This window comes from Pedobacter sp. (assembly GCF_039594775.1).
Taxonomy (GTDB): domain Bacteria; phylum Bacteroidota; class Bacteroidia; order Sphingobacteriales; family Sphingobacteriaceae; genus Pedobacter.
In genome coordinates this window covers 675371-689402 of record NZ_JBCNMT010000001.1, presented here as the reverse complement: position 1 = coordinate 689402, position 14032 = coordinate 675371, and the positions used below count along the sequence as shown (strand labels likewise).

The 14032-nt window shown below is 39.4% G+C and carries 7 protein-coding genes; 4 read left to right on the top strand and 3 right to left on the bottom strand.

Annotated elements, in window-relative coordinates; genetic code table 11:
• Positions 1-14: 14 nt before the first annotated feature.
• Together ABDV71_RS03050 and ABDV71_RS03045 are read right to left on the bottom strand one after the other, a co-directional pair.
• On the bottom strand, positions 15-3083 hold the full coding sequence (locus ABDV71_RS03050; RefSeq protein WP_343530951.1) for a SusC/RagA family TonB-linked outer membrane protein: 3069 nt from the start codon (positions 3081-3083) through the stop codon (positions 15-17).
• A 289-nt stretch (positions 3084-3372) separates the two neighbouring features.
• The gene (locus tag ABDV71_RS03045) at positions 3373-4572 is read right to left on the bottom strand and encodes an anhydro-N-acetylmuramic acid kinase (RefSeq protein ID WP_343530950.1); all 1200 of its coding nucleotides are present in this window, start codon (positions 4570-4572) and stop codon (positions 3373-3375) included.
• 247 nt (positions 4573-4819) lie between these two features.
• Between ABDV71_RS03045 and nagB the strand changes: the two genes are divergently transcribed.
• From nagB to ABDV71_RS03030, 3 genes are all read left to right on the top strand, one after another.
• Entirely contained in the window at positions 4820-6757 is a 1938-nt protein-coding gene (nagB, locus tag ABDV71_RS03040) for a glucosamine-6-phosphate deaminase (RefSeq protein WP_343531557.1), read from the top strand.
• A 156-nt stretch (positions 6758-6913) separates the two neighbouring features.
• On the top strand, positions 6914-8062 hold the full coding sequence (locus ABDV71_RS03035; RefSeq protein ID WP_343530949.1) for a DUF5009 domain-containing protein: 1149 nt from the start codon (positions 6914-6916) through the stop codon (positions 8060-8062).
• Between the two features lie 99 nt (positions 8063-8161).
• Positions 8162-11023, top strand: a complete 2862-nt coding sequence (locus ABDV71_RS03030; RefSeq protein WP_343530948.1) for an insulinase family protein — start codon at positions 8162-8164, stop codon at positions 11021-11023.
• 358 nt (positions 11024-11381) lie between these two features.
• On the opposite strand, the gene ABDV71_RS03025 is transcribed toward ABDV71_RS03030, so the two are convergent.
• Positions 11382-12938, bottom strand: a complete 1557-nt coding sequence (locus tag ABDV71_RS03025) for a family 10 glycosylhydrolase (protein WP_343530947.1) — start codon at positions 12936-12938, stop codon at positions 11382-11384.
• A gap of 150 nt (positions 12939-13088) precedes the next feature.
• Here ABDV71_RS03025 and ABDV71_RS03020 point away from each other — a divergent pair, with 150 nt between their 5' ends.
• Positions 13089-14000 (top strand): hypothetical protein, encoded by a 912-nt coding sequence (locus ABDV71_RS03020; protein WP_343530946.1) that lies wholly within the window; start codon positions 13089-13091, stop codon positions 13998-14000.
• Positions 14001-14032: the final 32 nt, after the last annotated feature.

Sequence of the window (14032 nt, the reverse complement as noted above, 5' to 3'; positions counted from 1 at the left end):
CATTCTCCTAAACTTTAAAATTTAACCTGCAAGCCTAAACTGAATGTTCTTGGAATTGGCACTGAACCAAAATCAATGTTTCTAAGGATCGTCGATTGTCCAGCAGAGTTTAGCTCGGGATCATAACCTTTGTATTTATCCCAAGAAATCAAATTTCTACCACTCAACACTACAGTCATATTACTAATTGATTTCACTTTTCCGATATTGTAGCTTAAAGAAATCTCCCTCAATTTCACAAAAGAACCGTCATCAATTCTCCATTCCTCAATAGCATAAACACCTGCCACATAACCTCTTGGCAATAAACCCATTTGCTCTTGTTCAGCTACTTTACCATTTCCTACACCTTGTCTGGTTCTCCAGTCCGCATTCCATACATCACTACCTTCTACCCCATCCAATTGTACACGAAGTCCAAATCTTTTGTAGTTAAATTCATTCACAAATGTCCAAGTATAGTCTGGATTTGGATCGCCCAATACTTTTCTCAAAGGATTTCCAGCTCCATCTTTAGCTTGTTGGGGGATACCCGCCGCATTAGTCACTAGACTTCCGTCGGCATTTCTGGCAAAATAAGTCCCGTAAAACACCCCTATCGGCTGACCATCAATAATGGCTACAGGAGCTCCTGGATTAGTGCTCAGCAACCTCATTGCTCCAACGTTATAGGCTTCGTTTTTATTCTTATTGAAGATCAATGTTGAATTCCAGCTAAAATCATTGGTTTTAATTGGCGTACCACCCAATACCAATTCTACACCAGTATTTTTTAACGAGCCAATATTATTCAAGAAACTACTATAACCTTCTGTAGGCGCAATTACCTGAGAAAGCAATAAGTCTTTTACTTTCTTATTGTAATAGTTGAAACTTAGGGTCAATCTATTTTTAAAGAAACCTAAATCCGTTCCTATCTCCAATTCGTCTTGGCGCTCAGGCTTTACATTTTCGTTAGCAAGTTGCGCACTACTAAACAAAGAAGCATATCCAACAAAAGCTTGACCGCTATAAGCATTGATACGATCATAAGGACCGATACCTGTTAAGTTACCAGATTGGCCATAAGCGGCTCTTAATTTAAAGGTATCCCACCACGACGAAAGGTTTGTTTTTTTCCAATAGTCAGCCGAAGACAACACATAACTTAAGCTTCCTTTTACATACAACTGATTTCTATGGTCTTTTCCAAACACCGAAGATTCGTCCATACGCAAAGCTCCAGTAACAAATAAATGATCCTTATATTTAAAGTTTTGTTGTACATAAGCTCCACTAATGGAAAGCTCGGTCCTGCCGTCAATACTTGGCAATTGGGTAGAAGCACCATTTACGGTACTTATCTTTGGCACTAAGCCCCTACCTTGGATCAAGCCGTAACGCCCGCTTTCATACTGATATGAATAACCAACCTGCGTTACAGAACTCAACAAATCAGAGATTTTTGCTTGGTAGGTAGCATTAATTTCATTGTTGAACATAAATGCCTTGTTACTGGCGGCACTGGCATAACCATTTTGATTAGCCGCCATGTTGGCACCACCTCCAAAAAAATCAGGATTTACATTATAGGTATAAGGGGGAATGTAAGTTGTACCGTTTTGATTCGAATTATCAGCGCCTAAAGTTAGATCTAACGTAAGATTTTTAATTGGATTCAACTTCAAAGTAGCGTTGGCAATAATCCTATCCACCTCTTGTCTTTGTTTAATATCTTCAATAACAGATACTGGATTTACACGGCCTCTTTCTCCCACGGCCATCAAATTTCCGTTGGCATCTCTTCTCCAAAGGTCGTGAAAGTTACCAATAATGGTTACAGAGTTCATTGGCGAGAAAAACGAGTTCCCATCTGGCTTTTCATTTGCTGCACTTTTGATATAATTCAAACCCGCAGAAAGGCTAGCCCAGTTGGTGATCTTCTGATCCAGGTTGGTTCTAAAATTGTACTTTCTAAAATCGGTGTTTTTAATAATTCCTTGATTGTTAAAATAACCAAACGATGAATATACTTTGGTGTTTTCACCACCTCCCGAAATAGAGAGATTATTATCTGTACCGTACCCTGTTCTAAAGATATAATCTTGATAGTCGTAGCGGGTTACCGCACTTGTCGTTGTGGCTAAAGGCGTAGCAATAACATCTTGTGTTAATACATCAACGCTCCCTCCGAATTTTACCGGCGACCTGTTTACGTCAATTTTTTTACGAAGCTCGCTAATTACAAAATTAGTGTTAAAGTTAACTTGTGTTTTTCCAGCAACCCCCTTTTTAGTAAAGATCTGGATTACCCCAGCATTTGCCCTAGAACCATAAATAGCTGCCGCCGAGGCCCCATTTAAAACCTCTACCCTTTCAATATCTGCTGGATTAATATCAACCATTCTATTCTGACCAATACTTCCAACAAAATTGGCCCCATCATAGTTACCAGTGGTATTTGTTACCCGAGTAGTTGAATTGTTAACGATTACTCCATCGATAATATACAGAGGTTCTGTAGAAGAATTGGCCGAACTGATCCCACGTAATTTTACAGACATTCCGCCTGCTGGATCACCTGAATTCTGGCTAATTTGTGCTCCAGCAATTTTACCTTGCATAGAAGCAAGCACGTTCCCACTAGGAGCTTTGTTCAAATCGTCTCCCTTTACGGTAGAGATATAGTTACCCAATTGTTTACGAGTAGTTCCTTGCGAAGTACCCGTTACAATTACCTCATCAAGCCCCATAGCGTCTTGTCCCAGGGTAAAATTAGCAGTAACGTTGTTGTTTGAGCCTAGCGTAATTTGCTGGCTTGCCGTTTTATAACCAATAAATGTCACCGAAACCTGATAGTTTCCTGGTGCTAGATTGGCCACCAACGAATAGGTACCATCGCTACCCGCGGCCACTGCAAAATTGGTTCCCTGCACTTTTATCCCCGCTCCGGGAACTGGTGCATTGGTCCCCTCCTCGGTGACTTTTCCGCTAATAACATAACGATTGGTTTGCGCATTTGCCGTTAGGAAAAACAGCAAAAAGATGGGCGACATACAGAGTATCCTCCATTGTGACCGCCATGAAGTGTAGATTCTCTTCATACTTTGATGTAAATAAGTGGTTAGTTGCAGGCTAAAAGCATTTCATAGCTAAAAGCTCTAAATTCTGAGTAAATATCTGCAATTGTTCGCATTAAACCGCAAACAATTCTTTAAAAAAATAAAAAATAATTTGGCAATACAGCACTTACTCGGACAGATAAAACGCCAATCCGTCGTTTTACCAAAATAAGTTTGGTCAAATAGAGGCTCGTATTATGCAACACTGCAAGAAAACGCCTTTCGAGCAAACTGCATAACAAACAACAGACCAAGCACTTGATTTAAAAATTTATTTGGGCAAGCTGATTTTCCCCATGCAAACAGACGGCACTCCCTCTCTTTCTCCAAAATAAGTTTGGCTACCACTTAAGGTTTCATTTGCCAATAGCGCAAATAAAACGGCTTCTTTGGCATCAGGATTTATCTCCAAATCGGCAGTGGTTTTAAAGGTTATTTGGGGAAGCTCCTGTTTCAACAGGGATAACAATAAAGGATTGTGCATACCACCTCCACTTAAATACAGTACAGGATTTGAGAGTTTTGCCAACGCTCGTTTTATCGCTTCAATAATACCATAAGCAGAGCAATGGCAAAGTGTTGCCATCACATCTTCATAGCTTAGGCTTTGAGTATTACTTTTTTGTTGAGCCAGCTCTAAATAAGCTAAACTAAAAAGTTCAGGCCCCGTAGTTTTAGGAAACTCGGCTTTGAAAAACTCATTTGCTAGTAAGGCCTTCAGCAACCCTTCATTTACATTTCCTCGCTTTGCAATAGCCGCATCCTTGTCATAATACAATCCTTCAAAATGCTTCTGCACATATTGATCCATTAAGGTATTACCTGGTCCCACATCTGTAGAAAAAACCTTCGTGGCGTCCAAATCACCTGGCAAATAGGTGAAATTAGCAATTCCACCAATGTTGAGCATGATACGGTCTTCCCCTGTTTTTGAAAAAATCAGATAATCGCCATAAACAGCCAAAGGAGCTCCTTCTCCGCCGGCAGCGATATGCTTTTGCCTAAAATCACTTAATGTAATTATCTCCGTGTTCACCGCAATATGATCGCCATCCCCAATTTGTAGGGTTCCATTAGGCAACCCTTCCTGTTGATGCAAAGATTTAGGGGCATGATAAATCGTTTGTCCGTGACTGGCAATGAAATCAATCTGCGAATTTTGATACCCCCATTCGGCAATGGCTTCATTAATTAAATTAGCATGAGTAAGGGCCACTTGTTCATTCATTAAACATACCATCTCTAAGTCGACCTCGCGTTTAGAAAAAATGCTCTTTACCTGCTTGCGGAAAATTTCCGAATAATCTCCTGTTTTAAAATGAAGCAATCTGATTTCGGTATGGCTTCCGTGCCCCTTAAATGAACAAAGAGCAATATCCAATCCATCCATTGAAGTCCCCGACATTAAACCAATGATAAGTTTTTCTTTCTTTTGGGATTTTTGATAAAAGTCTTCTATCTGATTTTTCATGACTAAACAAGCTAAGATTTAGGTGGCGTAATGTACAAGATGTTTGGCTAAAAATCATACATATTTTCGATTTCGGCACTAATAGCCTGTTTCTAAACATCAGCAAAACGAAGGTTTTTTAATTTTTTTAAAAAGTATAATGCGCCAAAAGAGCCTTTAAAGGCCATTTTTTATACAATCGAGGTTTTTTGCGAGTTTTATCTATTTTTTTTTCTATTTAACTGTTCTATATTTACTGCTCCGTTCAATAAAAAACCAAAGATTAATGGCAAGATTAAATCTATTAGAAGAAACGAGGTTCGAAAAGCTTCCCGTAAGTATTTTTAAAAATCCAAAGGAGGCTTCTTTAAGTGTTGCGAACCGCATCGCTTCGCTAATCAAAGAAAAACAAAAAAAAAATGAAAAAGCCGTATTAGGCCTAGCTACTGGTGCAACCCCAGTTGCGGTTTATGCGGAGCTGGTTAGATTGCACAAAGAAGAGGGACTTAGCTTTAAGAATGTAATTACCTTCAACTTGGATGAGTATTATCCAATGCAACCTAATGCGGTACAAAGCTATGTCGTATTTATGAATGAAAACCTTTTCAATCATATCGACATCGACAAAAACAATGTGCACATTCCTGACGGCACCCTAAAACTTGAAGAAATTCCAGCTTTCTGTTTAGATTACGAAAAGAAAATAGAAAGTGTTGGCGGACTGGATATTCAAATTTTAGGTATCGGACGTACGGGCCACATTGGTTTTAACGAGCCGGGTTCGGCACCAAACTCGGGCACCCGTCTAGTTACTTTGGATGACCTTACGCGTAGGGATGCTGCCCGTGATTTTGGTGGTAAATCTAACGTGCCAACCAAAGCCATTACCATGGGTATTGGTACCATTTTCAAAGCCAAAGAAATTATTTTGATGGCTTGGAATAAGAAAAAGGCTTCGATCATCAAGAAAGCGGTAGAAGGAGAAATTTCGAGTGAAGTTCCTGCTACTTATTTACAGCTTTCGGATAATGTAGAGTTCATTTTAGATGAAGATGCGGCATCGGGCTTAACAAGATTTAATACGCCTTGGTTAGCTAGAGATTGCGATTGGCAGCCAGCGCTTACCCGTAAAGCGGTTATTTGGTTGGCCAGACATTTGAAAAAACCAATCCTTAAACTAACTGAAGATGATTATAACAACCATGGTATGGCGCAATTGGCTACCGAACATGGTCCAGTTTACGACATCAACATTGATATTTTCAATAAACTACAGCACACCATTACTGGATGGCCAGGAGGTAAACCAAATGCCGACGATAGCCAGCGTCCAGAAAGGGCAAACCCAGCGAAGAAAAGAGCAATCGTATTCTCGCCGCACCCTGATGATGACGTAATCTCAATGGGTGGTACTTTCATCAGGTTGGCCGACCAAGGACACGAAGTTCATGTAGCTTACCAAACTTCTGGTAACACTGCTGTTTGGGATGATGATGTATTGCGCTTTGTAGAGTTCAACATTGATTTCTCTGAAAAAATGGGAATCGATCAAACCCAAATGAGAAAAACTTACGATGAAATGCGTGAGTTTATGGCGAACAAGCACCCTAACCAAGTAGATACCGAAGAAATCAAATTGGTTAAAGGCTTGATTAGAAAAGGTGAAGCAATTGCTGGTGCTCGTTTCTCGGGATTACCTGACGAAAACATACATTTCATGGCGCTTCCTTTCTACGAGACTGGTAAAGTGAAGAAAAATCCAGTTTCTGAGATTGATGTGCAGTTAACCATGGAACTTCTTCAAAAAGTTAAACCGCATCAAGTTTTCGCAGCTGGCGACTTTGAAGATCCGCATGGCACTCACATTGTTTGCTTTAACATCATTGTAGAAGCCTTAAGGCGTTTGAAAGCTACAGAAGATTGGGTTAACGACTGCTGGTTATGGATGTACCGTGGCGCTTGGCACGAGTTTGAACCACACGAAATTGAAATGGCGGTTCCTTTAAGTCCTAATGAAGTAGAACGCAAGAAACTAGCTATTTTCAAGCACCAATCACAAAAAGATATTCCAGTATTTCCGGGTGACGACCCTAGAGAGTTCTGGCAAAGAGCAGAAGACAGAAATCGTGAAACTGCCCAAATCTATGACGACCTAGGCTTGGCAGATTACGAAGCGATGGAAGCTTTTGTGAGATATCATTTTTAATCACCATAATTTGTCATTCTGAGCATAGCGAAGAATCTCTAAGGAGGATGTCGAGTGACCTCTTCTACGAACACAGAATGACAAGCATTTAATAAATATCTTCTATCTTTAGTTCAACAGACTAAAACATAGAAGATATTTTTTTATTTAAACACAATGGAAACCAAACCACAACGACTATTATCCCTTGATTTTTTTAGAGGCTTAACGGTTGCCGCAATGATCCTGGTGAACAATCCGGGAAGTTGGGCCCATATTTACGCTCCTTTAGAACATGCCGAATGGAATGGCTGTACGCCTACCGACTTGGTATTTCCTTTTTTCTTATTTATTGTAGGTGTTTCTATTGCCTATGCCATGGGCAGCAAGAGAGACGACCAAAGTACTCATGGCAAAACTATTTTAAAAGCACTCAAAAGGGCTTTCACACTTTTTCTACTTGGCTTTATATTGGCCTTCTTTCCAAGAAACTTTAGTGATTTCAATTTTGTAGAATCACTAAAAACAGTTCGAATTCCTGGAGTTTTGCAGCGTATAGCAGTGGTGTTTTTCATTTCTGCAGTAATGTTCCTCAAACTGAACAATAAAAGACTATTCCAAGCCATCGTAATATTCCTTTTCGGTTATTGGGCCTTAATGACCTTTGTACCCGTACCTGGCGTAGGCTTTGCCAATTTAGAAAAAGAGACCAATTTGGGCGCTTGGCTTGACCGCACCATCCTAACAGAAGCACACTTGTGGAAAGCGGCAAAAACCTGGGATCCAGAAGGCATCTTGAGTACCATTCCTGCCATTGGTACTTGTTTATTTGGGGTGTTGGTTGGTGTTTATCTTAAAAACAAAACTGTTGACGCCGCCACCAAAATCTCTTGGTTATTTTCTGTCGGAACTTTAGCTGTAATTGGTGGACTTATCTGGGATTTGAGCTTCCCTATCAACAAATCATTATGGACAAGTTCCTTTGTTTTGTACACAGGCGGATGGGCAACACTGATCCTGTCCCTTTCTTATTGGTTAATTGATGTAAACCAATACAATCGATTTACCAAACCTTTTGTGGTTTATGGCGTAAATGCCATCACGGTTTTCTTTCTATCGGGCTTAATGCCACGATTGTTGAACATGATCAAAATTGATTTTGAAGGTGAAAAAATAGGTGCATTGAATTATGTGAATAAAGCTTGGTTTGCTTCTAGTTTTGCCGACCCTTTAAATGCCTCCCTAGCTTATGCCATTGCCTTTGTACTTTTTTGGTACGTTATTCTTTGGGTCATGTATAAGCGCAATATCATTATCAAAGTTTAAGAAACGAACTTCCTATATTTTTACAAATATAGGTTGTAACTTTTTCGCACCAAACCTCTCTAATTTTAGGAAATCATCCGCTTAACTAATTTTATATCAATGAAAAAAAACTTGCATTTACTTGCAGTTGGCGCACTTTCACTAGTGTTAGTTCATCCTGCAATTGCACAAAAAAAAGCTCCGGCAAAAGCTGCAACAACCAAAACTGCAACCAAGCTGACTACAAGCCCTACCATTCCTAACGACCCTAACGTTAAAATCGGCAAGCTGCCTAATGGACTGGTTTATTACATCAAAAAAAACGCAGAACCTAAAAACAGAGCAGAACTGTACCTGGCAAACAAAATTGGCTCATTAATGGAAAATGAAGACCAATTAGGTTTAGCGCATTTTACCGAACACATGGCCTTTAACGGCACCAAAGATTTCCCTAAAAATGAAATCATTAACTACCTACAAAAGGCTGGTGTACGTTTTGGTGCCGATCTTAATGCCTACACCGGTTTTAATCAAACCGTTTACCAATTGCCGATCCCAACAGATAGTGTCGAAGTTTTTAAAACTGGCTTCAAAATTTTAGCTAACTGGGCTGGCAAAGTAAGCATGGATGGTAAAGAAATTGACAACGAACGTGGCGTAATTATAGAAGAAGACCGTCAACGTGGTAAAGATGCTGGTGAAAGAATCAGAAAACAGTTGTTACCATTGCTACTAGGCAATTCTCAATATGCTAAACGTTTGCCTATTGGCGATGTTCAGCTTTTGCAGAACTTCACCCACGATAAAATCCGTAATTTCTACAAAGATTGGTACCGCCCAAATCTACAGTCGGTAATTGCCGTTGGCGATTTTGATGTAAACGAAGTAGAAAAGCTAATTATTGCTAATTTTTCAGGTTTAACCAACCCAGCTAATGAAAGAGCTAGGCCTTTTTATAACATTCCTGATAACGCCCAGCCACTTATTAAACTTGTTACCGACAAAGAGCAGCCATATAACGTTGCACAGGTTATCTACAAGCAAAAACAGGGCCCGGTTAAAACAGAAAGTGATTATAAACTATTGCTTACGCAAAATCTAGTAAATAGTATGATTGCTGCTCGTCTTGCGGAAATTACTCAAAAAGGAAATGCGCCTTTTCTATTTGCACAGAGTTCATATGCACCATATCAAGGAGGTTTAATTTGGGATGTCAATGCTTTACAAACCGTAGCTGTTGCTAAAACTGGAGCAGAGCTGCAAAAAGCTATTGTTGCGGCCGTTGCCGAAAATGAACGTATGGCTAAATTTGGTTTCACTGCAGGTGAACTCGAAACAGCCAAGAAAAAAATGGAAGCTGGTGTTGAGAAACAGTTTAAGGAAAAAGACAAAACCAAATCTGCGGTTTATGTACAACAATACCTTAATCATTTCTTAATTGGTGCCGCGATGCCTTCTTCGGAGCATAGTTACGAGCTGTCTAAAAAGATGCTGCAAAATATCACATTAGCTGATATTAACGCTGCTGCAAAAGCAATGGTAACCAAAACCAACCAAATCGTAGTAGTTCAAGCACCCGAAAAGGAAAAAGAAAATCTACCAACAGAAGCTGCTTTATTAACTGCTATTAAAAATGCAGGTAATGGCGTTACCCCTTATGTTGACAATACGGTAAACAAGCCGCTTATTGCTCAAGCACCCAAAGCAGGAACCATTGTTAACGAAACCAAAAATGACAAAATTGGCGTAACTTCATTAACCTTAAGCAATGGAGTTAAAGTTGTGCTAAAACCTACCGATTTTAAAAATGACCAGATTATTTTCACCTCATTTGCTAAAGGTGGCTCATCATTAGCTAAAGACGACGATTTCCAATCGGCTGATAATGCTAACCTCATTGCACAAAGTGGTGTGGGCGACTTTAACCCTACGCAATTAAGCAAATATTTAGCGGGCAAAACAGTTTCAGCAGGCGCATACATCAATGATCTTTACCAAGGCTTTTCAGGAAGTGCCTCGCCAAAAGATCTCGAAACCGCTTTCCAATTGATTTACGCTTATGCTACTAATCCTCGCAAAGACGCAGAAATTTTCAATAAAAACATCAGCGACTACAAGGTAATTACTGCCAACAAAAATAGCAGTCCTACCAGTGTTTTTGCAGATACCGTACAAGCGGTAATGGCCAATTACCACAAACGCGGCATGCCTACTAATCTTTCTGATATCGATAAAATTAACCTAGATAAAGCCTATGCTTTCTACAAAGACCGTTTTGCAGATGCTAGTGGTCAAACTTTCGTGTTTGTAGGTAATTTCGATGTAGAGAAGATTAAACCATTTATTACCACTTATTTGGCAAGTTTGCCTTCGTTAAACAGAAACGAGAACTTCGTGGATAATGGCATTAATCCTCCAAAAGGTAAGGTGAGCAAAGCGGTTAAAAAAGGCTTAGAAGATAAGGTTACCGTTCAATTGGTATTCCACGACAACTATACTTACACCGCTGAAAACAATGTGATGTTGGATGCCCTAAAAGCATCATTAGATATTAAAATCACCGAACGTCTTCGGGAAAAAGAAAGTGGCGTTTATAGTCCTGGTGTTTCCTTAAGCATACAGAAATATCCAACGGCACAATATTTCTTTACCATTTCATTTAACTGCGCTAAAGCCAATGTAGAAAAGTTGATCAATGCAGCTTTGGAAGAGGTCAACGCGTTTAAACAAAATGGTGTAACGGCAGAAGATCTGCAGAAATTTAAATCAGAAGAATTAAGACAAGAGGAATTAAGCCTTCGCGAAAACACTTTTTGGGTGAATTACCTAGCCAATCGTTTAAAATATGGCGATAACTTAGATCAGGTTTTAGGTAATGCCTCACGCATTAACGGTGTAACGGTAGAAGCGACCAAAGCTGCTGCTCAAAAATACTTAAATGGCGACAACTACATCCGTTTGGTATTACTACCAGAAAATTAATCCAAGCTTGTTTAAAGCATTAAAAAGGACGGTCATGTTGGCCGTCCTTTTTAATTTATAATCTGAGTTAGATTTTTATTTAGTTAATTTTTAGCGGAATAATGCCAACTTTCTATTGCTGACCCTGAAATAAATTACCTTCGGTGAGCTCGCCAAGGCTCGGTTTATTGCATAGCTTTCCGCTTCGCTACAGGTCAGCATCAGCTTTACGGGCTGTTTTAACAAATTAGCAATAGAACTGAGGTTAATAATACTTCTTGTAGCGTTTTCTCTTATTTCTACGTAATAGGTAAATACACAGATAACTAACCCAAATACAAATCCCAGCCAGCGGAGTTGAATACTTCGCTGGCCTTTTCTATTTAGCTTCTACACCCACCGGCCCGCTTGGATCACTTTCATTTTTAATACGATCAAGTGCAGTAACCAAATAGCTGTAACGCTTTCCTTTTTCTACATTAGTGTCCAGAAAAAAGGTATAGTCCTCAAAGGAAATATGTACTATGTTTTTGGCATCTAGCACCGTAATCTTTTCGCCCTCATCAAAACGATAAACCACATAGCCAGAGGCAGTTTCTCCATCCTTAGCTTTCAAAGGCTTTGTCCATTTAATATTAATGCCATCATTTTGGGCTTCTGCAGTTAAATGTTGAGGTTCGTTGGGAACAATATCATCTATCCAAGGCATTTGAGGTGGCAAAGCCGGGTATTTATAAAAGTTGTTACGCAAAGAATCCGCTAAGCCACGAGCCACCGTTGAAAGGGATTTAGAACTGAAATAAATACTTCCCTGTACTCTATTATTTTCCCTTATTGCCCTAATCTGATTAGGGATTTCGTTTGGTCTTGCCCAAGCAGGCTCCCTTTTTGTGGTACCATTATGGATTAAATAAGCGGCCTGGCCAATGTAAAGGTGCCTACCAAACGTATTATTGCTCCACCAATCTAATAACACCTTAAATGGAGCAGCAGCACGAGAAAAAGAAAAATAAATCTGAGGATTGATATAATCTACCCAACCTTCCTTGACCCATTTTCTAGAGTCGGCATAAAGTTCGCCGTAGTTAGACAGGCCATTTGTTTTAGAACCTAAGGTATCTTCCCTAAAGTTCCGCCAAATACCGAAGGGACTAATCCCAAATTTGATGTGCTTTTTATAGTAATGAACACTGTCATTAACCATCTTCACCAGCATATCCACATTATTTCTTCTCCAATCATCTATCTTGGTAAAACCATTAGGATATTTTGCAAAAGTGGCAGAATCGTTAATAACTTGACCCGAAATACGATAAGGGTAAAAATAATCATCAAAGTGTACACCGTCAACATCATAGCCTTTTACCACATCTAAAATCACCTGGGTAATATATTCTCTGTTCTCAGGAATACCTGGATCAAACAGTTTTTGACCGCCATATGTATAAAATAGTTCTGGTCTTTTATTGGTAATATGTTCGGGATGGGTTACTGCTCTTGCCGACATGGTAGCTCTATACGGATTGAACCACGCGTGCAATTCCATTCCTCGTTCATGAGCTTCTCTAATGGCAAAGGCCAAAGGATCATAGCCTGCGGCAGGTACTGCACCCTGCTTACCCAGTAACCAATGGCTCCATAGCTCTCTAGATTTGGCGTACAGTGCATCAGCCGTAGGCCGCACCTGCAAAATAATTGCATTTATTCCGTTCTTATGATGTTGATCTAAAATCGCAATCAGTTCTTGTTTTTGCTGGTCGGCATTAAGACCTTGCTTGGATGGCCAATCAATATTGGTTACAGTTGCCACCCAAACCCCTCTAAATTCTCGTTTGGGTACAATTTTTGATTCTTGTTGAGCGTTTAATGTGGAAACGGAAGCAATCGAAATAAAAAGTGCAAATGCGATGTTATACTTGTACAGGAATTTGAACATTCTGAATGGTTGTTGATACGCTAATAAGGTTAACGAACTTTTTAGTGTTTAAATACAAAAGTGACATTATTTTTATACTTTTTTGATTTTTTATTAAGTTAGCAAATCATTAGCGCTACAGGTTGTAATTTAGGAGACTCAAAAAACATAATGCAAACACAAGAAAAAGCTGTAGACAACAAAGTAGACCGTAACAAGGTTTACTTCCTTATTGTTGTAATTGTTGCATTGCTAGGCATAAATGGTTATCTCTATTTTAGGGATCAACAGCAAACCAGTAGGTTTGTAACCATTAGTACAGAAAAAGATCGTTTAAAATTAGAGGTAGAGAAAATTGAAGTGGAACTAGACCGAGTGAACCTCTTGAATGTTACGCTTAACGATAGACTTATTGAGGAACAAAAACTAGCCAGAGAAAAAATAGCAGAACTTAAGCTGGCACTGAAAAAGGGCGAGCTTACCCAAAAAGAACTTGATGAAGCACACAAGCAAATCAACTCATTGAGAGACTTTGTGAAGAGCTACAACAACCAAATTGCTATCCTGGAACAGGAAAACTCTTTTCTGAAAACAGAGCGGGACAGTTTAAAGACCAGCATCAGCAATTACAACGAACAAACCGAAAATTTAAGAAGAGAGAACAAAAATCTTAACAGAAAGGTAAAAGTAGGCTCTTCATTAAAGGCATCAGATATTAGCATCGTCGCATTTAGGGTGAAGGACAACGGTAAAACTTCTATCGTAACCAAAGCCAGCACAGCAAACAAGCTTACCATTGATTTTGCAATTGTACCTAATGATTTGGCGGAAAAAACCTACCACAAGATTTTCTTAAGAGTAATTGATCCTGCTGGGAATTTAATAGCCGATGAAAATAACATGTTTGAGGCCGATGGCCAGCAAATGCAATACAGCAGAGCGATAGAAATTTCCTATAACAATGACGAAACAAGATACAAGATTGATTGGATCAACCCTAGAGCCTTTATTAAGGGCGTATACGGCATCTTCTTGTATGCGGACGGTTTCCAGATGGGGAAATCTGAAGTCGAGCTTAAATAGGCTAAAAATAGTTTAACAAAAAAGCCGCTAGA